Raw genomic sequence first — 22,281 nt, 5'->3', positions numbered from 1 at the left:
ATCAGTTGAGGCCGAATTCGCGCAGGAAGCGGACATCGTCGGCCCAGCCGGACTTGACCTTGACCCACACTTGCAGGAAGACCTTGCCGTCGAACAGCTTTTCCATGTCCAGACGTGCTTCGGTAGAGATTTTCTTCAATTTTTCGCCACCCTTGCCGATGACGATGGGCTTCTGGTTTTCCTTGTCCACCAGCACGGCGATGTGAATGCGGCGCAGCTCGCCATCCAGCTCAAACTGCTCGACTTCCACATTCATCTCGTACGGCAGCTCTTCGCCCAGATAGCGGAACAGTTTCTCGCGCACGATTTCGGCCGCCAGGAAGCGTTCGCTCTTGTCGGTGACCATGTCTTCCGGATACAGCGGCACCGAGTTGGGCAGATGCGGACGCACGCGATCCAGCAGCTCGGACAGACGTTGACCGTGCTTGGCGCTGACCACTTCGCAATCGGTGAAGGAGAATTCGGCGCGGACGCTATCGATGAATTCGGCCAGCACCTGCTTGTCCTTCACTTTGTCCAGCTTGTTCACCACCAGCACCACCGGGGTATTGGTGGGCAGCAAGGCCATCACTTCGCGGTCGGCGCCGGTCAGGCGACCCGCTTCCAGCACAAACAGCACGCAGTCCACGCTGCCCAGCGTGTCTTTCACACTGCGGTTGAGCGTTTCGTTCAGCGCGCCTTTGTGGAAGGTCTGGAACCCGGGCGTATCCACAAAAATGAACTGCGCCGTCGGTTCGGTATGAATGCCGTTGACGCGGTGGCGCGTGGTTTGCGCCTTCTTGGAGGTGATGCTGACTTTCTGGCCGATGAGATGGTTCATCAGGGTCGACTTTCCCACATTGGGTCGGCCGACAATGGCCACGAAGCCACAGTGATAATCGATGTCTGTCATGCGCTTTTCTTGCTCTGGGCAAGCTTCTGTTCCAGCAAGGCCAGCGCCGCCTCGGCGGCCTGCTGCTCGGCGGCGCGACGGCTGCCGCCCTCCCCGCTGGTTTCAATCATGATGTCACCCAGATCGCAGGCCACCTTGAACCACTGCTCGTGGGCCTCGCCGGTTTGCGACTGGATACGGTATTTGGGCAAGGACCACTTGCGCGCCTGCAGGGCTTCCTGCAAACGGGTTTTGGCGTCCTTGGCGTGTTTGGTGGGGTCGATTGCGGTGACCCGATGCTGGTACAAACGACGCACCACCTCTTCCGCCCGCGCGAAGTCCGCGTCAAAGCTGACTGCGGCAAAGGTGGCTTCCAGTGCGTCGGCCAGAATGGACGGCCGGTTGAAACCGCCGCTTTTCAGCTCGCCTTCTCCTAGATACAGGTAGTCGCCCAGTTTGAGTTCGTGCGCGATTTCAGCCAGCGTATTCTGGTTCACCAGGTTGGCGCGCAAACGCGACAGCTCGCCCTCGCTCAGCTTTGGGAACTGGTCGTACAGCATGCGGGCAACGGTGTAATTGAGAATGCTATCGCCAATAAACTCGAAGCGCTCGTTGTTGGACGCGCCATAGCTGCGGTGCGTCAGCGCCTGGCGCAGCAAGTCGGGTTTGCCGAAAGCATAATCCAGCGCCTGGCTCAGGCGCCGGAAACGGGTATCAGTCTGTGTCACTGTTTGCTTACTGAGGGGTCTGACCAGCCTGGGTGTCGAAGTCGAACACCAGGCCAACATTGGCGAACAGGGGGACCTCACGACGGTAGGTAGCCCGGATATAGGCAGCGCTGCCATTGATCACCACCACCAGATTGTCCGCCTTGATGGAGGAAATATCCGCGACGGAAGACTGCAGCGAAAAATTCTTGCGGATATCCGCCTCGCTCTGGCCACCCGTCTCCGCCAGCTTGGTGATCAGCCGGCGCACTTGCGAGTACTCGTTGTAAACCGGAATCACCTTGCCTGCCAGCAGCAGGATCATGCCGAAAATCGCCACCAGCACGATAACGGAAATCGCCGTCAAACCACCTTGTTTATGCTTCATGTGTCCCCCTGTGACGGAAAGGCCGCAGCTTAGCGGATCATGGTGCCGATACGGGACGGCGCGCTGAAGTTCATCCAGATCAGGAAGGCCTTGCCCACCATCAGCTTGTCGTCGACAAAACCCCAGTAACGGCCGTCCAGGCTGTTGTCGCGGTTGTCGCCCAGCATGAAATAGTGGCCGGCAGGCACCTTGCAGATGAAACCGTTGTCATCATACTGGCACTGATCGCGGTAGGGAAAGTCCGACACTTGTCCCAGCGCCACCACAGGCGTGTCCGGAATGTTCAGGGTCTTGAAGGTCTTGCCGTCCAGCGTTTCCTTGAACTGATCGTTGTGAATCATGGCCATGCCCTGTTCAAGGTAATCGTAGGTGCCGTCGTTCTCGTCCTTCAGCGGTTTTCCGTTGATGGTCAGCCGCTTGTTGCGGTACTCCACAACGTCGCCGGACAGACCGATAACGCGCTTGATGTAATTCACCTTCGGGTTGGGCGGATAGTTGAACACCACCACATCGCCGCGCTCCACTTTATTGACCGGCACCACCACATTGTTGAGCACCGGCACACGGATGCCGTAGGTGAACTTGTTCACCAGGATGAAGTCGCCCACCACCAGACCCGGGCGCATGGAGCTGGAAGGAATCTGGAACGGCTCCACCAGGAAGGAGCGCAGCAGGAACACCACCAGAATGACCGGAAAGAAGCCGCTGGAGTACTCGACAAAATGGGTGGTCGGCGCACCGGAAGCATCGCGCTTCTTTGCCAGCAACCACTTGTCCAAGGCCCATACCGCCCCGGTGATCAGCACGAACACCAGCATGACGGCGGTGAAGCTCATGTAGTTGGCCAGCACGCCGAAGCCGCCGATCACCAGCGCCAAGTACCCCCACTGCACCGAAGCGGGCCAATCCTTGGCCCCCGGCTCGCGCTGGCCGCCGAACGCCACCAGCAACATGCCGATGACTACTGCTACCACAGATACCCAGAACAGGTTCTCGCCCACTTATTTGTCCCCTACTTGAAGGATCGCAAGGAATGCTTCTTGCGGAATTTCCACATTGCCGACTTGTTTCATGCGCTTCTTGCCGGCTTTTTGCTTTTCCAGCAGCTTTTTCTTACGCGTGATATCGCCGCCGTAACACTTGGCCAAAACGTTTTTGCGCAATGCCTTCACGGTTTCGCGCGCGACAATATGACCACCGATGGCGGCCTGCACTGCGATGTCGAACATCTGCCGCGGGATCAGCTCTCGCATCTTCGCCACCAGTTCGCGACCGCGATACTGGCTGGAGGCGCGATGCACGATCAGCGACAAGGCATCCACCTTCTCGCTATTGACCAGCACATCCAGCTTCACCAGATCGGCGCACTGGAATTCCTTGAACTCGTAGTCCAGCGAAGCATAGCCGCGGCTGGTGGATTTGAGCTTGTCAAAGAAGTCCATCACCACTTCGTTCATCGGCATGTCGTAGGTGAGCATTACCTGGCGGCCCAGGTACTGCATGTTCTTCTGGACGCCGCGTTTTTGCGTACACAGCGTAATCACTGCGCCAACATAATCCTGCGGCACCAGAATGTGTGCCGTGATGATGGGCTCGCGAATTTCCTCGATGCGACCGACGTCCGGCAGGCGAGACGGGTTTTCCACTTCGATGATGCTGCCATCTTTCATCACCACTTCGTACACCACGGTCGGCGCGGTGGTGATGAGGTCCATGTCGAATTCGCGCTCAAGACGCTCTTGCACGATTTCCAGGTGCAACAGGCCCAGGAAACCGCAACGGAAGCCGAAGCCCAGCGCCTGCGACACTTCCGGCTCAAACTTCAGCGAAGCATCATTCAGTTGCAGCTTTTCCAGCGCATCGCGCAGCGCTTCGTAGTCATGGCTTTCCACCGGGTACAGACCGGCGAATACCTGAGACTGAACTTCCTTGAAGCCCGGCAAGGCCTCTGCGGCCGGCTCTTTCAGCAAGGTTATGGTATCGCCCACCTTGGCCGACTTCAGCTCCTTGATACCGGCGATGATGAAACCCACCTCGCCCGCTTTCAAGGCATCGCGTTGCACGGACTTGGGCGAGAACACGCCCACCTGCTCCACCAGATGCTCTGCGCCGGTAGCCATGAACTTGATCTTGTCCTTGGGCTTTACTTCGCCGTCCACCACGCGCACCAGCATCACCACGCCAACGTAGTTGTCAAACCACGAATCAACGATCAGCGCCTTGAGCGGGCCGTCCGGATTGCCCTTCGGCGGCGGGATCTTGCTGACCACGGTCTCGAGGATATCTTCTATGCCGATGCCGGACTTGGCCGAAGCTCGCACGGCGTCGATGGCCTCGATGCCGATGATGTCTTCGATTTCCTGGCTCACGCGCTCGGGTTCGGCGGCAGGCAGGTCAATCTTGTTCAGCACCGGCACCACTTCAACGCCAAGATCAATGGCGGTGTAGCAGTTAGCCACGGTTTGCGCCTCAACGCCCTGAGAAGCATCCACCACCAGCAGCGCGCCTTCGCACGCGGACAGGGAACGGGACACTTCGTAGGAGAAGTCCACATGCCCCGGGGTATCGATCAGGTTGAGGTTGTAGATCTGGCCGTCGCGCGCCTTGTACTGCAGGGCGGCCGTCTGCGCCTTGATGGTAATGCCGCGTTCTTTCTCGATATCCATCGAGTCGAGCACCTGAGCACTCATTTCACGCAATTCGAGGCCGCCGCAATACTGAATGAAGCGGTCGGCCAGGGTCGACTTGCCATGGTCAATATGGGCAATGATCGAAAAGTTTCTGATGTGTTTCATCGATATCCAGCAAAAGAGAAGGGCACGCTCGCGTGCCCTTGAGATCACTCACACTGGCGCGGATTTTAGCCGATTTCGCCCAAATGTGCAGCCAGCGCAGTGACGTCGAGATGCCAGTGACAGATTTCCTTGTCGCCATCCATCAACACCGGCACCAATTCATTGAAGCGGGCTTCCAGCTCCGGGTCTGCGTCCACATCCACCACATCAAGCTCAAACCCGTATCTGGCTTGCCAGGGCTTGAGTTCGGCCAACATCTGGTGGCACAAACTGCAGTACTCCCGAAAATACAGCGTCAGCCTCATTCCGCCGCCCCCACGGTCAGGGGCACAAACACGATCATGCCGCGGCGATTGATCTGCAAAGCCAAGGTGCTACCCTTGGCCGCGCCGGCAATCACAGACTTGAACTGGGCAAAACTGCTGATTGCCTCGCCGCCGACACCAAGAATCACATCACCCGGCAGAAGGCCCGCACGCGCGGCAGCGCCGCTGGCACGCTGCACAAGCAATGCATACTTGACGCCCAATTTCGACAATTGCTGCGGGGTGAGTTCAGCCAGGGCCAGACCCACCTGATTCATGCTGCGGGACTCGGGAGCCTGCTGCTGACCTTTGTATTCACGCTGCGCTATGCGCGGGTCTTCGTTCTTCAGCTCTTCAGGCACGACGGTCACCGTGGTGCGAGCGCGATTGCGCCAGACTTCCATCGCCACCGGCTTGCCCGGCTGAATGTTGCCGATCAGGCGAGGCAGATCCGAGGACGACTCCACCGGCTGACCACCCACCGACAAGACGATATCGCCAGTACGCAAGCCTGCTTTCTCCGCAGGACTTTTCTTTTCCACATCATTGATCAGAGCGCCATTCGGCTTGCCCAGACCAAACGAAGCAGCCAAATCCTTGCTCAACTCTTGAATGGCCACGCCAATACGGCCACGACTCACCTTGCCCTTGGCCTTCAACTGGTCGGCCACATTCATGGCGACATCAATCGGAATGGAAAAGGAAATGCCCATGAAACCGCCGGAGCGGCTGTAGATTTGGGAGTTGATGCCCACCACTTCGCCGCGCAGGTTGAACAAAGGGCCGCCGGAATTGCCCGGATTCACCGCAGCGTCGGTCTGAATGAAGGGAACGAAATTCTCGTCAGGCAGCATCCGATTCTTGGCGGACACGATGCCGGAGGTCACCGTATTGTCAAAGCCAAACGGTGAGCCGATCGCCAGCACCCACTCGCCAACCTTGAGGTTGGCCACGTCGGCCATACGCACCACCGGCAAATCGTTGGCGTCTATCTTCAACAGCGCCACATCAGTCCGCGCATCCGAACCAATCACCTTGGCCTTGAACTCGCGCTTGTCGGTCAGCTTGACAGTAATCTCATCGGCGCGCGCCACCACATGCGCATTGGTCAAGACATAGCCATCTTTGGAGATAATGAAACCGGAACCCAGCGAGCTTTCTTTGCGCTCCTGCTGTTGCTGCGGCGCAAAACGGCGGAAGAATTCAAAGAACGGGTCGCCCTCCATGCCTTGCGGCACCATGCTGACATTTTCACGCACAGTTGCTGTCGTACTGACGTTCACCACTGCCCGCCCTTCACTCTCCACAATCCGTGTAAAGTCCGGCAAATCGGCGGCCATTGCCGCCGGCGCTGCAATTGTCAACACAGACACCGCCAACATGGCGGACACAATCAGCTTCTTGATTGGCATGTTCGCTCCATCTTGAATTTAGGCATACAGCCTGACTCGACAATCATCTCAGGCCTGAAAGACACTGCGCCACAAACCATGGCGCAGGTAGCGACCAACTTAAGCGCCGCTTGGAAAATATCGTCGTATTGTTCTGCAACAACACTGAGACCAGGCCCTCCCGGGCCCGGCCTCTCGCCGGCTATGGTTTGAGCGCTATCTTGAGATTCTTGATCATGCCCAGCATCACCGGCTCAGGCATGTCACCCACCAGTGTTACCTGATAGTCACCTTGCTCCGCCGTTGCCATATTGACCGCGCCATGCAGGTTCACCACGCGCTCTGACTTGGCCTCGCCTTGAGGCTCGATGAACAAGGACAGCATCACCAGCCCGTCGCTATACACCATGTGCCGTACCTGACGATCAGGCTGCCCCGGCAAACTCCGCTGCACCGCGCGCAGCAACTTGAAACCAGCCGGCATCCCAGTCACTTCATTTTGCGCGTCGGGATCAATGGTCAACGGCGGCGCACTGGCGCTGCGCAAGACGTAACTCAGCTTGTATTGCGGCTTGAACAGGTTTTTGTCTTTGGGAGACTGCAGATCGATATCGGTAAAAGTGAACTGCTCTATGACATCGCCGGTGCCATTCTGCGTGACAATCTTCAAGGGAAGCAGCGTGGCGGACTCAAGGCACATGCGCTGCACAAAGCGCTGTTTATCCTTGGGCTTGAGATCAACCCAATTGCAGTCTTTTTGCGCCACCCGGTCCTTGCCGGATTTTTTCACGGAATAAGACTGTGCGATGTTGCCTATATCATCCGGCAGCAACGCAGGAAAGAGTCGCATGGCGCTGATCTTCGCCGCAGCCAGCGACTTTTTGTCCGGCGCGTAACAGGTCAGCTCCAGACCATTGCGCACAATCTCGCGGGAAGGGCCATCCAGCGAGGCGCGCTTTTCCTGCACGGCGTCGCCAGCGCCCGAACGCACCATGCGGAAAGTCTCAAGCGAGTTGTTCATCTGATGCAAGTAGGTACCGGACAACGGTTGCTGCCTTGCAGCCACCGCCGCCTTGCGCACTACCTGCCAATCATCATCCGCCTGGGCGGCCACAGCCGCCCCCATCATCACGATTCCGGACAATAAAAACAATCGCATCAACGACGTGCTCCGTTGCCGTAGGATACCTTGTACACGCTCTGATCCGCCGTCATTTCCTGGTGAGCGGAAAGATAGAGATCATCGCGATCCTGCATTGCTTGCGCGGCGACAGGCACGCCCCTGTCGGCCATCATGCCCGCCGGCGAACCGTTATGGGAAAGCTGCTGCCACCCCACGACCGCGGCAAAGCTGACACTGGCGGCCAGCGCCACCGCGCCCGCCCTGCGGGTGCGTATCGGAGCAAACCAGCGACGCGGAGCCAGCACGGTAGGCTCTTCCGCCAACCTGTCGGCAACTTGCCGACTTACGTTTACGGACAGATGGCTGCCCGACCGCATGGCCTCGCCGATCAGATGGTATTCATCCCAAGCGCGCTTCAGGCCTTCGTCTGCGCAAATTGCGCCGATCGCCTTTTGCGACTGCTGCCCATCCAGCTCGCTGTCCATCAGCGCGGATATCGTCTCTTTCATACCTACCACCTTCTGTTTTTGGCCGTATCCAGCAATGGCCTCAGTTCAGCAGCAATAGCCTCGCGCGCCCGGAAAATACGGGAACGCACGGTGCCTATCGGACAGTTCATGACCTTGGCGATTTCATCGTAGGACAGTCCATCCATCTCGCGCAGCGTGATGGCGGTACGTAGCTCCTCCGGCAAAGCCTCCACGGCCGCATTGACCGTCGCCACGATTTCCTTGTTCATCATTTCGGTTTCGGGGGTGTTGAAGTCCGGCACCTGGGAAGCCAGGTCGAAACTTTCGCCATCCTCGTCTTCGAACTCGCTGTGAACGACGGGGCGACGCCCCGATGAACTCAGGAAATTCTTGGCGGTATTGATGCCAATCCTGTAAAGCCATGTGTAAAAAGCACTCTCGCCGCGAAAGGACGGCAAGGCACGATACGCTTTGACAAACGCCTCTTGCGTTACATCTTCGATGTCCGAACCGTCGCGAATGAAACGTGACAACAACCTGGCCAGACGTCGCTGATATTTAGCAACAAGCAGATCGAAAGCTCTTTTTTCACCTCGCTGGGCACGCTCCACCAACTGTTGATCGATCTCACGATCACTCATGTCGTTGTAATGCTCCCTGATGTGTCCACGGGTTTAGTGTTGTGGTGATGCTATGGACTCAACACTAGACCATGGCGCGTGTCTTGAAGTTCCCCGAGCATTATTTCTGGTGCGAACCATACCAGAGCCGGGCCAAAACTTGAACATTCACGCACAGCCTGCTTGCGCTGGGTCAGTAGAGTGATTACACTCCAACCAAGCACTTGCTTGAATGATTCCAAAATTTACCAGACAGCCAAGGACGACGCCATGAGCACTCCCGGACAACGATTCCGCCTCGCCGTAGAACAGGAAAAACCGCTGCAGGTTGTGGGTGCCGTCAATGCCTATACTGCACGTTTGGCCGAACATAGCGGATTCAAGTCCCTGTACTTGTCCGGCGGCGGCGTGGCGGCATGTTCTTGCGGCATTCCCGACCTTGGCATCACTACCCTTGAAGACGTGCTGATCGATGTGCGCCGCATCACCGACGTGACCGAGCTGCCGCTTCTGGTGGACATCGACACCGGCTGGGGGGGCGCTTTCAATATTGCCCGCGCCATCCGCAATCTGGAAAAAGCCGGCGCCGCCGCCGTGCATATTGAAGACCAGGTGCAGCAAAAGCGCTGTGGCCATCGTCCCAACAAAGCCATCGTCAGTCAGGAAGAAATGGTTGACCGGGTGAAAGCCGCCACCGACGCCCGCCGCGACGATAGCTTCGTCATCATGGCGCGTACCGACGCGCTGGCCGTGGAAGGGCTGGACGCCGCCATCGAGCGCGCCGTGGCCTGCGTAGAGGCCGGCGCCGACATGATTTTCCCTGAAGCCATGACCGATCTGGCGATGTACCGCCGGTTTGCCGAAGCGGTGAAGGTGCCGGTACTGGCCAACATCACCGAGTTTGGCTCCACCCCGCTGTTCACCACAGAAGAGCTGGGCGAAAACGGCGTATCACTGGTGCTCTACCCGCTTTCCGCCTTCCGCGCCATGAGCAAGGCGGCGCTGAACGTCTATGAAACCCTGCGTCGCGACGGCACCCAGAAAGGCGTGCTGGATACCATGCAAACCCGCATGGAACTCTACGACCACCTGGGCTACCACAACTACGAGCAGAAGCTGGACGCGCTGTTTGCCGAAGGCAAGAACAAGTAAGGCTTTCCATCCGACAGGCTGGCTCCGGACATTCCACCCGTTAGAGGCGATACCCGGAGCGGCTGCAAACACACGGTTTACCAAGGAGAAATGGCATGACTGAAGTGGTTATCACCGGCAAGCCGAAGAAGTCGGTAGCCCTGTCCGGCGTGGCCGCCGGCAATACTGCCCTCTGCACCGTCGGCCGCAGCGGCAACGACCTGCACTACCGCGGCTACGACATCCTGGACATCGCCGACAAGTGCGAATTCGAAGAAGTGGCCTACCTGCTGGTGCACGGCAAGCTGCCGAACCGCGCCGAGCTGGTGGGCTACAAGAAGAAGCTGAAGGCCCTGCGCGGTTTGCCGGCTTCGGTGAAAGCCGTTCTGGAAGCCCTGCCCGCCGCCTCTCACCCGATGGATGTGATGCGCAGCGCCGTCTCCGCGCTGGGCTGCGCGCTGCCGGAAAAAGACGATCACAATGTGGCCGGCGCGCGCGACATCGCCGATCGCCTGATGGCATCGCTGGGCTCCATGTTGCTGTACTGGTATCACTTCAGCCATAACGGCAAGCGCATCGAAGTGGAAACCGACGACGATTCCATCGGCGGCCATTTCCTGCACTTGCTGCACGGCGAAAAGCCATCCGAGTTGTGGGTGAAGGCGATGCACACCTCGCTGATTCTCTACGCAGAGCATGAATTCAACGCCTCGACCTTCACCAGCCGCGTGATCGCCGGCACCGGGTCGGACATGTACTCCAGCATCACCGGCGCCATCGGCGCGCTGCGCGGGCCGAAGCACGGCGGCGCCAACGAAGTGGCGTTTGAAATTCAGAAGCGCTATGACAATCCGGATGAAGCCGAGGCCGACATCAAGGCCCGCGTTGAACGCAAGGAAGTGGTCATCGGCTTCGGCCACCCGGTGTACACCATCTCCGATCCGCGCAACAAGGTGATCAAGGAGGTGGCGCTGGAACTGTCCCAGGCCGCCAACGATACCCGCATGTACGACATCGCCGAGCGCCTGGAAAGCGTGATGTGGGACATCAAGAAGATGTTCCCCAACCTCGACTGGTTCTCCGCCGTGTCTTACCACATGATGGGCGTGCCTACCGCCATGTTCACGCCCCTGTTCGTGATCGCCCGCACCAGCGGCTGGAGCGCGCATGTGATCGAGCAACGCATCGACGGCAAGATTATCCGTCCTTCGGCCAACTACACCGGCCCTGAGGATTGCCGTTTCGTACCGATCGATCAGCGTTAAGATTAAGCGCACCGGGGGCGCAGGCCGCTCCCGGTGCGTCAGGCCGAACATCGCCAGCCGCACCCTTACCGATTCGATTGCCCCGCCCCACTAGCCGACAAGTCAACGCCATGAACAAAGCACACCGCAAACCCCTGCCCGGCGCACAGCTGGATTATTTCGACGCCCGCGAAGCCGTCAACGCCATTCAGCCTGGCGCTTACGACAAGCTGCCTTACACCTCGCGCGTGCTGGCCGAGAATCTGGTGCGCCGCTGCGAACCGGAAGCGCTGACCGCCTCGCTGCGCCAGCTGATCGACCGCAAGCGCGATCTGGATTTCCCCTGGTATCCGGCGCGCGTGGTGTGCCACGACATTCTGGGGCAAACCGCGCTGGTGGATCTGGCAGGCCTGCGCGATGCGATTGCGGATCAGGGCGGCGACCCATCGCTGGTGAACCCAGTGGTGCCGACGCAGCTGATCGTCGACCACTCCCTAGCAGTGGAATGCGGTGGTTTCGACCCGCAGGCTTTCGAGAAAAATCGCGCGATTGAAGATCGCCGCAACGAGGACCGTTTCCACTTCATCAACTGGACGCGTACTGCCTTCAAGAACGTAGACGTGATTCCGGCGGGCAACGGCATCATGCACCAGATCAATCTGGAAAAAATGTCGCCGGTGATCCAGTCGCGCGACGGCGTGGCCTTCCCCGATACCTGTGTCGGCACCGATAGCCACACGCCGCACGTGGACGCGCTGGGCGTGATCGCCATCGGCGTGGGTGGCCTGGAGGCGGAAACCGTCATGCTGGGCCACCCGTCCATGATGCGTCTGCCGGACATCGTCGGCGTCAAGCTCGCCGGCAAACGCCAGCCCGGCATCACCGCCACCGATATCGTCCTGGCGCTGACCGAGTTTCTGCGCAAGGAGCGCGTAGTGGGCGCTTATGTGGAATTCTTCGGCGAAGGCGCGGACAGCCTGTCCATCGGCGATCGCGCCACCATCTCCAATATGTGCCCGGAATACGGCGCTACCGCCGCCATGTTCTACATCGACGGCCAGACCATCGATTACCTGAAGCTGACCGGCCGCGAGCCGGAGCAAGTGGCATTGGTGGAAAACTATGCCAAGACCACCGGCCTGTGGGCCGACGCGCTATCCGGCGCCGAATACGAACGCGTGCTGAGCTTTGATTTGTCGACTGTGGTGCGCAATATGGCCGGCCCGTCCAACCCGCACAAGCGCCTGCCTACCACCGCCCTGCAGGAGCGGGGCATCGCCGACGCCGCTCTGCTAGACGCCGCCCGCGCCGAAGAGGCACAGGGCCTGCTGCCGGACGGCGCGGTGATCATCGCAGCCATCACCAGCTGCACCAACACCTCCAACCCGCGCAACGTGGTAGCCGCCGGCCTGCTGGCGCGCAAAGCCAAGCAACTGGGCCTCAGCCGCAAACCCTGGGTGAAGACCTCCTTCGCGCCCGGCTCCAAAGTGGCCAAGCTGTATCTGGAAGAAGCCGGCCTGCTGGGCGATCTGGAAGCGCTGGGCTTTGGCATCGTGGCCTATGCCTGCACCACCTGTAACGGCATGTCCGGTGCACTGGACCCGAAAATACAGCAGGAAATCATCGATCGCGATCTCTACGCCACCGCCGTCCTGTCCGGCAACCGCAATTTTGACGGTCGCATCCACCCCTACGCCAAACAGGCCTTCCTGGCCTCGCCGCCCTTGGTGGTGGCCTACGCCATCGCCGGCACCATGCGCTTCGACATCGAACAGGATGTGCTGGGCGTGGTGGACGGCAAGGAAATCCGCCTGAAGGACCTGTGGCCCAGCGACGAGGAAATCGACGCCATCGTGGCCGCCAGCGTCAAGCCGGAGCAATTCAAGCAGATCTACATCCCCATGTTCGATCTGGGCGTGGCCGAGCAAGCCGAAAGCCCGCTCTACGACTGGCGACCGATGTCCACCTATATCCGCCGTCCGCCCTACTGGGAAGGCGCGCTGGCCGGCGAACGCACGCTGAAGGGCATGCGCCCGCTGGCCGTACTGCCGGACAACATCACTACCGACCACCTGTCGCCCTCCAACGCCATCCTGCCGGACAGCGCCGCCGGCGAGTACCTGGCCAAGATGGGCCTGCCGGAAGAGGACTTCAACTCTTACGCCACCCACCGCGGCGACCACCTCACCGCCCAGCGCGCCACCTTCGCCAACCCCAAGCTGGTGAACGAAATGGCCGTGATCGACGGCGAGGTGAAGCAAGGCTCGCTGACGCGCGTGGAGCCGGACGGCAAGGTGTTGCGCATGTGGGAAGCCATCGAAACCTATATGGATCGCAAGCAGAACCTGATCATCGTGGCCGGCGCCGACTACGGCCAGGGCTCTTCGCGCGACTGGGCCGCCAAGGGCGTGCGTCTGGCCGGCGTGGAAGCCATCGCCGCCGAAGGCTTCGAACGCATCCACCGTACCAATCTGGTGGGCATGGGTGTACTGCCGCTGGAGTTCAAGCCGGGCGTCAACCGCAAGACACTGGCGCTGGACGGCAGCGAAACCTACGACGTGAAGGGCGAGATTTCTCCGCGCTGCGACCTGACGCTGGTGATCCACCGCCGCAACGGCGACACCGTGGAAACCCCGGTAACCTGCCGCCTGGACACTGCCGCCGAAGTGCGCGTGTACAAGGCGGGGGGCGTGCTGCAACGCTTCGCCCAGGACTTTCTCGAATCCGCCACGGCCTGAGGGCCGCCGCAGCGTCTGCGGGCAAGCTTGGCCGTAGACGCTGATCGTATGAGGTAAACCGCATGGCACACGCGCCACAAATCCGCATCCCCGCCACCTACATCCGCGGCGGCACCAGCAAGGGCGTCTTTTTCAATCTGGAAGACCTGCCCGCTGCTGCCCGAGTACCGGGTCGTGCCCGCGATGCCCTCCTGATGCGCGTCATCGGCAGCCCCGACCCTTACGGCAAGCAGATCGACGGCATGGGCGGCGCCACCTCCAGCACCAGCAAAACGGTGATCGTCGGCAAAAGCCAGCGCCCCGGCCATGATGTGGATTACCTGTTCGGCCAGGTATCCATCGACAAGGCATTTGTGGACTGGAGCGGCAACTGCGGCAACCTGTCCGCCGCCGTCGGTCCCTTCGCCATCATAAGCGGGCTGATCGACCCGGCAGGTTTGCCGAAGGACGGCATGGCCACCATCCGCATCTGGCAAGCCAACATCGGCAAGACCATCGTCGCGCGCGTACCCATCGTGGACGGCAACGTGCAGGAAACCGGCGATTTCGAACTGGACGGCGTCACCTTCCCGGCGGCGGAAATCCAGTTGGAGTTCCTCGACCCCGCCGATGAAGGCGATAGCGAAGGCGGCGGCAGCATGTTTCCCACCGGCAAACTGGTGGATGACCTGGACGTACCCGGCGTGGGCACGCTCCAGGCCACGCTGATCAACGCCGGCATTCCCACCATCTTCATCCGCGCCGCCGATGTCGGCTATAGCGGCACGGAGCTGCAAGACGCCATCAACGGCGACGCCAAGGCGCTGGCAATGTTTGAAACCATCCGCGCCCACGGCGCGGTGCGCATGGGCCTGATCAAACATATCGACGAAGCCGCCACCCGCCAGCACACGCCCAAAGTGGCGTTTGTCGCGCCGCCGGCTGCGTATACCGCCTCCAGCGGCAAGGCCATCGCCGCAAGCGAGATCGACCTGCTGGTAAGGGCACTGTCCATGGGCAAGCTGCACCACGCCATGATGGGCACGGCGGCGGTAGCCATTGGCACGGCGGCCGCCATACCCGGCACACTGGTGAATCTGGCGGCCGGCGGCGGGGAGCGCGAAGCCGTGCGCTTCGGTCATCCTTCCGGCACGCTGCGCGTGGGCGCGCAAGCCTCGCAGCAGAACGGCGAGTGGACAGTCACCAAAGCCATCATGAGCCGCAGTGCCCGCGTGCTGATGGAAGGCTGGGTGCGGGTGCCGGGCGATACTTTCTGACGCTTGGCCAGTACCAAAAAATCAAACGGCCGCCCCTTGCAAAAGGACGGCCGTTTTTGTTTTTCTTACTGCCCCCGCACCGGTCAGAACACACGAAAGCCTGACCCGGCGGAACAACTGCAACCACCCTGCCTTGCCGAACGCCGGCTCTGCCGAGTCTGGCTTAACGGTGCAACTCCACCCGGTCCCTGCCGCCCCGCTTGGCCAGATACAAGGCCTTGTCGGCCCGGCGCACCCAGTCTTCGCGACTGACATCGCCTCCGGTCAACTCGGCCACGCCCAGGCTGATTGTTACCGGAATGGTCAAGCCGCAATAAACCGTCGGCCCCTGCGCTATCAATTGGCGCAAGCGTTCCGCCAACTGCGCTGCGCCATCGCCGCCGGTTTGCGGCAATACCAGTAAGAACTCTTCACCCCCATAGCGGATGGCTACGTCGCCCACCCGCAGTGTGGACTGAATAACGCGGGCCACCATCATGATTACCGCGTCGCCAGCATCATGCCCGTAGCGATCGTTCACCCGTTTGAAGTGATCGATATCCAGCATGATCACGGAGGCAGACTGCCTGTAGCGACGACTGCGTTGCCAGGCCAGATTGATTTCCGCATCGCCCGCTCGACGGTTGAGCAAGCCGGTGAGTCCATCCAGCCGCGCCAACGCTTCCAGGCTGGCGTTGGCTGACTTCAGCTCGGCCATCAGGCGGTCGTTGATGCCTTGCCAGTGCAAGAACAGCCGATAGCCAAACAACGCGTTGAACACCACCAGCAAACCGAATACCCAGAAAAACACCCAGGCAGTCTGGTTCATCACCATCACCGCATTGGCCAATGCCGCGGGCAAGGCTGAAAGCGATATGGCGGAAAGCTTGCCGCTACCCAGATACAAAGTGGCGAAACCGTACACCAGCACGCCCAACGTCACCAGCGCCAGCAAAAGCAGCATCAGCCGGCGCGAATCGCGCTCATCCGGCCGCATCAGCGCAGGACGGTGTCGGTACCAGCGCTCCAGCCGGGGCCATACCAGCCAGATCAACGGCCCTGCCAGCAACAGGTTCTGCAGGAAAAAGCCCACCCACCACCCTTGCCAGATCGGCAAGGACTGCGCGGCAGCCAGGTGCTGGTTGTAACACCAGATCAGAGCGCCGCTGGAGCCGAAAATACTGCTGACAAAGGACAGCATGGTGAAGTACAGCAGGGAGTCGAATCCACGCAAGTGCCGCAAGGTGGTGATGGCCCGGTACCCCATCACCATGACGCCTATACCCAAGGGGTCGGCACAGGCGAACAGCGCTGCCCAGCCGGGCGACATCCCGGCATACAGCGCCAGCGTCATGGTGGATATCCAGGCAGGCACTGCGCCCCACCACCAGCCAAAGCACAAGGCCCAGAACACGGCAACGAGCAGCGGCGGATACACCGTAATGTAGATGTCCACGCCGCCCAGAGTCAGGGACAGGCCGGACCAGTTATCCAGCACCGACAGCATACCCAGCAGCACGCTGAGCACAAGCGACAGCAACCAGCCGGCGAAAATGAAGGTTTTTTCTCTGCGCGATCCATGCCGCCACAAACGCACAGGCGACACCGCAGCCTGATGCAAGCGAGCGCGCTGGCTGAGCGGAATCTGCGTTACTGGCGCATCCGGCATAGTGTGCGGGCCCCTGAAAGACAATTGATTACCAGGCAGCGACTGGCTCCCGCCGCCGTCCGATCCTTGCGCTGACCACTGGATTTGTTTCATTGGACAATATCACAACCGGAAGTAAATCGATGTGAACGTCATGAAGGCAAGACGCAAAAAAGGCCGTCCATGACGGCCTTCGGCAACAATCCGGCGGGTTCAGGGCCTGTAGGCCATCGCCTCGCCCAGACGCACCGGGCGAGCCGGCTCCCAGCCTTCGGCAAACGTCAAAGTGTCCTTGGGGTATAGCAGCACCACGGTGGAGCCCAGCAGAAAACGGCCCATTTCCGCCCCCTTCTCCAGACGAATGTCCTGATCGTCATAGCGCCATTCCCGGACCTTGCCCGGACGCGGCGGATTGACAACACCATGCCATACCGTAGCCATGCTGCCGACAATGGTGGCGCCCACCAGCACCAGTACGAAAGGACCGTGCTCGCCGTCAAACTCGCACACCACGCGCTCGTTGCGGGCAAACAGACCCGGCACCCCGCGCGCCGTGGCCGGATTGACAGAAAACAGATCGCCCGGCACGTGGATCATGCGACGCAGCCGGCCGGCATTGGGCATATGAATGCGGTGATAATCGCGCGGGCTCAGGTAGATGGTGGCGAAGTGGCCGTCCTGGTAGCGAGCCGCCATGTCGGCATCCCCGCCCACCAGCGCGCGCGTGCTGTAACTGTGTCCCTTGGCCTGGAAGATCTGGTCGCGTTCGATGGGGCCGAATTGGCTGATCGCGCCGTCCACTGGGCAGATGAAATCGGCCTTGGACAGCGGGCGAGCACCCGGTTTCAGAGGGCGGGTGAAGAATTCATTGAAGGTGGGATAGGCGGCGATGTCCGGATTGGCCGCCTCGGCCATATTGACCTTGTAGCGGCCCACAAACCAGCGGATGACCGAGGTGGTCAGCGCGCCGCCCCGGGCACTGGCCAGTTTGCCAAGCAGTTCAGTGAGCGCCTGCTTGGGCAGCAGGTATTGCAGCATTACGGAAAATCGTTCGGACACGTGAGATTCATCCCATCAAGACAGCCGCACATTATACCCGCCGCGCCTCCGCCTGCCAAAAACACCGCCGCAAGCCGACAGCCGCGCCAAGGCCATCTACAATCAGACGGTTCGCTGCCCCGTCAGGGGCGACCATTAGCAACATTCAAGGAGAGTTCTGATGAGCACGCTGAAAGTTCTGGCCATTTGCGGCAGCCTGCGCCGCGCTTCCACCAATATGGGCTTGCTGCGCTACGCCCAGGCACATGCGCCGGAAGGCATGAGCATCACCATCGCCGATATCGGCGCACTGCCCTTCTTCAATGCCGACCTCAGCGCCAAGCCGGCCGCGGCCACGCAACTGTTCGCACAGTTGGCCGAAGCCGACGCCCTGCTGCTGGCCTGTCCGGAATACAACTACTCGATGGCTCCGGCGCTGAAAAACGCGCTGGACTGGGCCTCGCGCGAACCGGACAACCATCTGCTGGCCGGCAAACCAGTCGCCATTGTCGGCGCCGGCGGCGGCATGGGCACCTCGCGCGCCCAGTACCATCTGCGGCAAACCTGCGTGTATCTGGACCTGCATCCGCTGCAAAAACCGGAATTCTTCGCCAACGCCTTTGCCGGCGGCTTTGACGCGGACGGCAATCTGATCGACCCCAAACTGCAAGACATGCTGACGCAGCAGCTGGCTGCGCTCCGGGCCTGGGCCGCTCGCTTGGGCTGAAGCCGGCCTGCTTTCGCTCTGGCAGCGCCAGCAGGCGTGCGCAGGCGCGACAACAACAAAGCCCCGACTTGCGGGGCTTTGTTGTCTGTCTCACTCTTGGCTGACAAATCGCTTCAGTAAATATCCCGGCCAAAATACTGCAGGCTCAGCTTGTGGAAAGTACCGTTGGCGCGGACCGCTGCAATGGCCTTGTTGAGCCGCACCAGCAATTCCTTGTCCTCCTTGCGCACTGCCATGCCGGCGCCGGCGCCCAATACCTCGCGCTCGGCGGCGTTGTCGCCGTTGATGGACGGGCCGACAAACGCAAACTGCTTGCCCTGCTCGCTCTTGAGAAAACCGGCCTCTACCTGCAGCTCATCCTGGAAAGTGGCGTCCAGCCTGCTGTTGACCAGATCCGCATAGGCCTTGTCCTGATCCTCATAGCGCACAACCTCCATGCCGCGCGGCGCCCAGAACTTGCTCAGGTACATGTCCGCCGTGGTGCCGCGCTGCACGCCCACCCGCTTGCCTTTCATACCGTCAGCCGTGAACTTGAGCGCGCTGCCCCTCGGCGCGATCAGCCGTTGCGGGGTGCGAAAATAGCGCTCGGTGAAATTGACCGCCTTGGCGCGCTCGGCGGTGATGGTCATGGAAGACAGAATGAAGTCGTATTTTTTGGCGACAAGGCCGGGAATGATGCCGTCCCAGTCCTGATTGATCATGCTGCAGCGGGCCTTCATTTCCTTGCACAGCGCCTGGGCAAGGTCGGCTTCAAAGCCGACGATCTGACCGGAGGGGTTCAGCGATTCAAACGGGGGATAGGTGGCGTCCATGCCGATGCGCAGGTTGTTCAGATCAACCGCGCCGGCCTGCAGCGCGGCAAGAGACAGCAAAACGGACAACAGGGTCTGGGTTTTCTTCATCTCGATTTCTCCGGTGTGACAGAATCGGCCTTGGTATGCGGCGCGCCATGCTGCGCGCGCCATGACCGGTCGGGGCCGTTCCGGCCGGTTTGTCTGACGGCGCAGGGCGTCAGGACAGATCGCGCTCCAGCCTCAGCATGTCGTCGAAGCGCTCCTGCCGGCGCACCAGCCGGTACTGCCCGGCACGGTCGATCAGCACGGCGGCCGAACGCGGCTGCGCGTTGTAATTGGTCTGGTTTTCCAACTGGTAGGCGCCCACATCGAGGAAGACGACCACATCGCCGGGCGCGCTGTCTGCCGGCAACAAGAATTGCTCGCCCAGCGGGCCATGGCGGAACCAGTCGCCGCCGTCACACAAGGGGCCGCCCAGCTTCACCGCCAGATCGTGAACCTGCGTGGCGCGGCTGGCGTTGTACACATAGAAATACCAGTCTTTGTAATCCGGCACGGCATTGAAGCCGGCGTCCAGCATACGCCAGAGAACCTGTCCTTCCACCGAGCCGTCTTCTGCGTGCAAGGTTTTGCTTTTGCCGTTGACCAGCGTAGTGAGCAGCACTGCCGCGCTGCCTACCACCTTGCGCCCAGGTTCGATGCACACCTCGATATCGGTGCGCCAGGCGCGCACTTCGGCCAACACCGCGCGGGCGAATTCCGCTGCGCCGATCTGTGGCTGCATGTTCTCCGGCCCGCCGCCGCCCTGATCGGTGGCGTAGCGATACGGCGTGGGAATGCCGCCGCCCACGTTGATCATGCTGAAACGGATGCCCAGCGCGGTTTCCAGATCGCGCGCGGCATTGACCAGCACGCGGGTGGCCAAGCCAAAGGGCTGGGCGTCCGGCACCTGATCGCCCACATGCATGTGCAAACCGCACAACGTCACCCTGGGCATATCCAGCACCGCGCGGCACACGCGCTCGGCGTCGGCCAGATCGATGCCGGATTTGGCCCGATAGGCCGTCATCAGCCCCTCGTGGGTATCGGCCTTGACGTTGGGCTCCACACGGATGCACACCCGAGCCGTCTGCCCCAGCCGGCGGCTGATGCGATCGATGGCCGCCAGTTCCTCTTCGCTGTCCACATTGATGGCGTGCAATTGCTGGGCGATGGCGAACTCCAACTCTTCCTCGCGCTTCACCACGCCGTTGTAGACGATCTGGTCCCCGCGAAACCCGGCGGCCAGGCAGCGGCGAATTTCATTGGCGGAGTTGGCTTCGATGCTGATGCCGGTTTCCCGCACCACCTGCAGCACCGCCAGCAAGGAACAGGCTTTGGAGGCGTAGCAAATACGGGTGGCCGGGTGCTCGGCAAAGGCGTCGCGGATTTCCGCGATGTTGCGACGGATTTCCGGCGCGGAATACACATAGAGCGGCGAGCCGAACCGTGCCGGCAGCAGAGTGAGATCCACCCCTTCGAACAGCAGATGATCCGCCGAGGCGGCAAAGCGCCGATCGTGCGCAAGCGTGTATTTCCTTTGGGAATCAAAGTGGCCGTGCATGTCTGCTCCGTGGTGGGTGTTGTTGCTTTACCAAAGTAAAGAAATCACCTACTTTTCACGAACGAATTATTGGCATGGGCCTATTCCGCATTGTCATGATCAGCCATCACCTACCCTCACTCAACGCGCTGCGCGCCTTCGTGCAGGTGGCGCAAACCGGCAGCTTTACCGAAGCGGCGCGCCGGCTATACCTGACGCAGGGCGCCATCAGCAAGCAGATCCGCCTGCTGGAAGAGCACTACGGCATGCCCTTGCTGCAAAGGCAGAACCGGCTGATCACCACCACGCCAGCCGGCAAGCAACTGTTGCCGGTGGCGCAAGACGTGGTGGAGCGGCTGCGCGAAGTGGAACGGCGGCTGAAAACCCAGTCGGACATCCTTACCCTGCAGGTGTATGTGAGTTTTGCTGTGCGCTGGTTGATGCCGAGGCTGGGCGGCTTTTACGCGCGCAATCCGCTGACGCAACTGCGCATGGAAAGCATGGTGTACGAGCCGGAAGACATCGATCCTTCGGCCAACCAGGCCTACATCCTGTTTGGCGCCGGGCAATGGCCGGACATGGCGTCCGAGCTGCTGGTGCCGGAGAAACTCAGCCCGGTATGCGCGCCAGCCCTGCTCAAGGGCGATCGCCCGCTGAAAACGCTGGACGATCTGGCAGGCCGCACCCTGTTTCACACCACCAAGGATTACGAGGAATGGGGCAGCTGGCTGGCCACGCAGAACATCCGCTCGCTGGCGTCCTATCAGCACCAGATGGTGGATCTGCACCATCTGGCATGGACAGCGGCGGCGGAAGGCTTGGGCGTCGCCATTGGCGACATGGAAATCCTCAAGGAAGAATTACGCGCCGGACGGCTGGTGCAGCCCTTTGAGCACGTGCTGCGCACCGGGGCCGGCTACTACCTGGTCTATCCGGAAGAGTATGCCGAGAACCCGGCCTTGCAGGCGCTGCGGGAATGGCTGTTGGCCGAAGCCCGGTCGCAGTCTGACTAAGCGCCTATGCATGATGTCGCCCGCCGTGCCGGAGAGCTCAAAGACAAAAGGCCCGGGCTTTCGCGCCGGGCCAACGTGGACATACCGCCAAGTACAGAGGGAAATCAGTAGATGGCCGGACTACAGCGGCAAGTGGGTGGCCAGCGAATTGATCTGACGCAGCGCGCGGCGAAAACGGGTGTGTGCCCGCGATACGGTGGACTCGCTGATATCCATCTGCTGGGCGGCGAAATAACCCGTCATGCCCTCGACTTCCATCAGCCAAACTGCTTCGCGTGAACGTTTTTTCAGGCCGATCAGATCGGCCACCTGGTTGAAATCATCAATTTTCATGTCTCAGACTCCGGCATCGCTCAATATCGACTTTGCTCGGCCGCCGGGGGTGCGGCAGCCTGCAGACCCTGAATGCAGACAGGCAGTTTTACCTGTCCTTTCAGCATAGTTACTTGCCAAAAAAATGC

The 22,281-nt window shown here is 60.7% G+C and carries 21 protein-coding genes; 6 read left to right on the top strand and 15 right to left on the bottom strand.

The genetic code is table 11. The features are described 5' to 3' along the window. Position 1: 1 nt before the first annotated feature. The 10 genes from era to rpoE form a co-directional block, all read right to left on the bottom strand. Positions 2–892 (bottom strand): GTPase Era, encoded by an 891-nt coding sequence (era, locus tag Q0P52_RS15450; protein ID WP_293764807.1) that lies wholly within the window; start codon positions 890–892, stop codon positions 2–4. Then, positions 889–1,599 (bottom strand): ribonuclease III, encoded by a 711-nt coding sequence (gene rnc / locus Q0P52_RS15445; protein WP_293764808.1) that lies wholly within the window; start codon positions 1,597–1,599, stop codon positions 889–891. Before rnc ends, era begins: the two co-directional genes overlap by 4 nt. A gap of 7 nt (positions 1,600–1,606) precedes the next feature. Beyond that, positions 1,607–1,966 (bottom strand): DUF4845 domain-containing protein, encoded by a 360-nt coding sequence (locus Q0P52_RS15440; RefSeq protein WP_293764809.1) that lies wholly within the window; start codon positions 1,964–1,966, stop codon positions 1,607–1,609. A gap of 29 nt (positions 1,967–1,995) precedes the next feature. Then, positions 1,996–2,967 carry a signal peptidase I gene (gene lepB, locus Q0P52_RS15435; RefSeq protein ID WP_293764810.1) on the bottom strand — a complete coding sequence of 324 codons (972 nt, stop codon included), beginning with the start codon at positions 2,965–2,967 and terminating at the stop codon, positions 1,996–1,998. Then, positions 2,968–4,761 (bottom strand): translation elongation factor 4, encoded by a 1,794-nt coding sequence (lepA, locus tag Q0P52_RS15430; protein WP_293764811.1) that lies wholly within the window; start codon positions 4,759–4,761, stop codon positions 2,968–2,970. It abuts the gene before it with no gap. A gap of 65 nt (positions 4,762–4,826) precedes the next feature. After that, the gene (locus Q0P52_RS15425; RefSeq protein WP_293764812.1) at positions 4,827–5,066 is read right to left on the bottom strand and encodes a glutaredoxin family protein; all 240 of its coding nucleotides are present in this window, start codon (positions 5,064–5,066) and stop codon (positions 4,827–4,829) included. After that, positions 5,063–6,478, bottom strand: coding sequence for a DegQ family serine endoprotease (locus Q0P52_RS15420; RefSeq protein ID WP_293764813.1), 1,416 nt, complete (start codon positions 6,476–6,478; stop codon positions 5,063–5,065). Before Q0P52_RS15420 ends, Q0P52_RS15425 begins: the two co-directional genes overlap by 4 nt. 181 nt (positions 6,479–6,659) lie before the next feature. Further along, positions 6,660–7,586 (bottom strand): MucB/RseB C-terminal domain-containing protein, encoded by a 927-nt coding sequence (locus Q0P52_RS15415; protein ID WP_293764814.1) that lies wholly within the window; start codon positions 7,584–7,586, stop codon positions 6,660–6,662. A 29-nt stretch (positions 7,587–7,615) separates the two neighbouring features. Continuing rightward, positions 7,616–8,089 carry an RseA family anti-sigma factor gene (locus Q0P52_RS15410; RefSeq protein WP_293764815.1) on the bottom strand — a complete coding sequence of 158 codons (474 nt, stop codon included), beginning with the start codon at positions 8,087–8,089 and terminating at the stop codon, positions 7,616–7,618. A gap of 2 nt (positions 8,090–8,091) precedes the next feature. Next, entirely contained in the window at positions 8,092–8,691 is a 600-nt protein-coding gene (gene rpoE, locus Q0P52_RS15405; protein WP_293764816.1) for an RNA polymerase sigma factor RpoE, read from the bottom strand. A 249-nt stretch (positions 8,692–8,940) separates the two neighbouring features. Between rpoE and prpB the strand changes: the two genes are divergently transcribed. The 4 genes from prpB to prpF all read left to right on the top strand — a co-directional run bounded on the left by prpB (position 8,941) and on the right by prpF (position 15,039). Further along, positions 8,941–9,822, top strand: a complete 882-nt coding sequence (gene prpB / locus Q0P52_RS15400; RefSeq protein WP_293764817.1) for a methylisocitrate lyase — start codon at positions 8,941–8,943, stop codon at positions 9,820–9,822. 95 nt (positions 9,823–9,917) lie between these two features. Further along, on the top strand, positions 9,918–11,066 hold the full coding sequence (gene prpC, locus Q0P52_RS15395; RefSeq protein WP_293764818.1) for a 2-methylcitrate synthase: 1,149 nt from the start codon (positions 9,918–9,920) through the stop codon (positions 11,064–11,066). A gap of 110 nt (positions 11,067–11,176) precedes the next feature. Further along, positions 11,177–13,783, top strand: coding sequence for a Fe/S-dependent 2-methylisocitrate dehydratase AcnD (acnD, locus tag Q0P52_RS15390; protein WP_293764819.1), 2,607 nt, complete (start codon positions 11,177–11,179; stop codon positions 13,781–13,783). A 62-nt stretch (positions 13,784–13,845) separates the two neighbouring features. After that, complete coding sequence (prpF, locus tag Q0P52_RS15385) at positions 13,846–15,039, top strand: 2-methylaconitate cis-trans isomerase PrpF (RefSeq protein ID WP_293764820.1); 1,194 nt, start codon at positions 13,846–13,848, stop codon at positions 15,037–15,039. 163 nt (positions 15,040–15,202) lie between these two features. Here the strand turns inward: prpF and Q0P52_RS15380 are convergent, their stop codons facing one another. Both Q0P52_RS15380 and asd read right to left on the bottom strand, forming a co-directional pair. Further along, entirely contained in the window at positions 15,203–16,687 is a 1,485-nt protein-coding gene (locus Q0P52_RS15380; RefSeq protein ID WP_293764821.1) for a GGDEF domain-containing protein, read from the bottom strand. A gap of 192 nt (positions 16,688–16,879) precedes the next feature. Continuing rightward, positions 16,880–17,725, bottom strand: a complete 846-nt coding sequence (gene asd / locus Q0P52_RS15375) for an archaetidylserine decarboxylase (RefSeq protein WP_293764822.1) — start codon at positions 17,723–17,725, stop codon at positions 16,880–16,882. A 160-nt stretch (positions 17,726–17,885) separates the two neighbouring features. On the opposite strand from asd, the gene Q0P52_RS15370 reads away from it, so the two are divergent. Beyond that, positions 17,886–18,431, top strand: coding sequence for an NADPH-dependent FMN reductase (locus Q0P52_RS15370; RefSeq protein ID WP_293764823.1), 546 nt, complete (start codon positions 17,886–17,888; stop codon positions 18,429–18,431). 113 nt (positions 18,432–18,544) lie between these two features. Here the strand turns inward: Q0P52_RS15370 and Q0P52_RS15365 are convergent, their stop codons facing one another. Together Q0P52_RS15365 and lysA are read right to left on the bottom strand one after the other, a co-directional pair. Continuing rightward, entirely contained in the window at positions 18,545–19,333 is a 789-nt protein-coding gene (locus Q0P52_RS15365; protein WP_293764824.1) for an ABC transporter substrate-binding protein, read from the bottom strand. Between the two features lie 109 nt (positions 19,334–19,442). Further along, a complete protein-coding gene (lysA, locus tag Q0P52_RS15360; protein ID WP_293764825.1) occupies positions 19,443–20,828 on the bottom strand; it encodes a diaminopimelate decarboxylase in 1,386 nt (461 codons plus the stop codon). A 74-nt stretch (positions 20,829–20,902) separates the two neighbouring features. On the opposite strand from lysA, the gene Q0P52_RS15355 reads away from it, so the two are divergent. Continuing rightward, positions 20,903–21,820, top strand: a complete 918-nt coding sequence (locus Q0P52_RS15355) for a LysR substrate-binding domain-containing protein (RefSeq protein ID WP_293764826.1) — start codon at positions 20,903–20,905, stop codon at positions 21,818–21,820. Positions 21,821–21,940: 120 nt separating this feature from the next. Here the strand turns inward: Q0P52_RS15355 and Q0P52_RS15350 are convergent, their stop codons facing one another. After that, on the bottom strand, positions 21,941–22,153 hold the full coding sequence (locus tag Q0P52_RS15350) for a sigma factor-like helix-turn-helix DNA-binding protein (protein ID WP_293764827.1): 213 nt from the start codon (positions 22,151–22,153) through the stop codon (positions 21,941–21,943). Positions 22,154–22,281: the final 128 nt, after the last annotated feature.

The sequence above is a fragment of the uncultured Aquitalea sp. genome (assembly GCF_945957525.1).
Taxonomy (GTDB): domain Bacteria; phylum Pseudomonadota; class Gammaproteobacteria; order Burkholderiales; family Chromobacteriaceae; genus Aquitalea.
The sequence above is the reverse complement of the archived record's forward strand: the minus strand, read 5'-3'. Positions and strand labels throughout refer to the sequence as shown.

Excerpts from the sequence above, each read along its gene's own strand:
- era (WP_293764807.1), bottom strand. The coding sequence starts at position 892 with ATGACAGACATCGATTATCACTGTGGCTTCGTGGCCATTGTCGGCCGA.
- Q0P52_RS15350 (WP_293764827.1), bottom strand. The coding sequence starts at position 22,153 with ATGAAAATTGATGATTTCAACCAGGTGGCCGATCTGATCGGCCTGAAA.
- lepA (WP_293764811.1), bottom strand. The coding sequence starts at position 4,761 with ATGAAACACATCAGAAACTTTTCGATCATTGCCCATATTGACCATGGC.
- Q0P52_RS15420 (WP_293764813.1), bottom strand. The coding sequence starts at position 6,478 with ATGCCAATCAAGAAGCTGATTGTGTCCGCCATGTTGGCGGTGTCTGTG.
- prpF (WP_293764820.1), top strand. The coding sequence starts at position 13,846 with ATGGCACACGCGCCACAAATCCGCATCCCCGCCACCTACATCCGCGGC.
- Q0P52_RS15355 (WP_293764826.1), top strand. The coding sequence starts at position 20,903 with ATGGGCCTATTCCGCATTGTCATGATCAGCCATCACCTACCCTCACTC.
- Q0P52_RS15425 (WP_293764812.1), bottom strand. The coding sequence starts at position 5,066 with ATGAGGCTGACGCTGTATTTTCGGGAGTACTGCAGTTTGTGCCACCAG.
- Q0P52_RS15365 (WP_293764824.1), bottom strand. The coding sequence starts at position 19,333 with ATGAAGAAAACCCAGACCCTGTTGTCCGTTTTGCTGTCTCTTGCCGCG.
- prpC (WP_293764818.1), top strand. The coding sequence starts at position 9,918 with ATGACTGAAGTGGTTATCACCGGCAAGCCGAAGAAGTCGGTAGCCCTG.
- rpoE (WP_293764816.1), bottom strand. The coding sequence starts at position 8,691 with ATGAGTGATCGTGAGATCGATCAACAGTTGGTGGAGCGTGCCCAGCGA.
- Q0P52_RS15440 (WP_293764809.1), bottom strand. The coding sequence starts at position 1,966 with ATGAAGCATAAACAAGGTGGTTTGACGGCGATTTCCGTTATCGTGCTG.
- prpB (WP_293764817.1), top strand. The coding sequence starts at position 8,941 with ATGAGCACTCCCGGACAACGATTCCGCCTCGCCGTAGAACAGGAAAAA.
- acnD (WP_293764819.1), top strand. The coding sequence starts at position 11,177 with ATGAACAAAGCACACCGCAAACCCCTGCCCGGCGCACAGCTGGATTAT.
- lysA (WP_293764825.1), bottom strand. The coding sequence starts at position 20,828 with ATGCACGGCCACTTTGATTCCCAAAGGAAATACACGCTTGCGCACGAT.
- Q0P52_RS15410 (WP_293764815.1), bottom strand. The coding sequence starts at position 8,089 with ATGAAAGAGACGATATCCGCGCTGATGGACAGCGAGCTGGATGGGCAG.
- Q0P52_RS15415 (WP_293764814.1), bottom strand. The coding sequence starts at position 7,586 with ATGATGGGGGCGGCTGTGGCCGCCCAGGCGGATGATGATTGGCAGGTA.
- Q0P52_RS15380 (WP_293764821.1), bottom strand. The coding sequence starts at position 16,687 with ATGCCGGATGCGCCAGTAACGCAGATTCCGCTCAGCCAGCGCGCTCGC.
- Q0P52_RS15370 (WP_293764823.1), top strand. The coding sequence starts at position 17,886 with ATGAGCACGCTGAAAGTTCTGGCCATTTGCGGCAGCCTGCGCCGCGCT.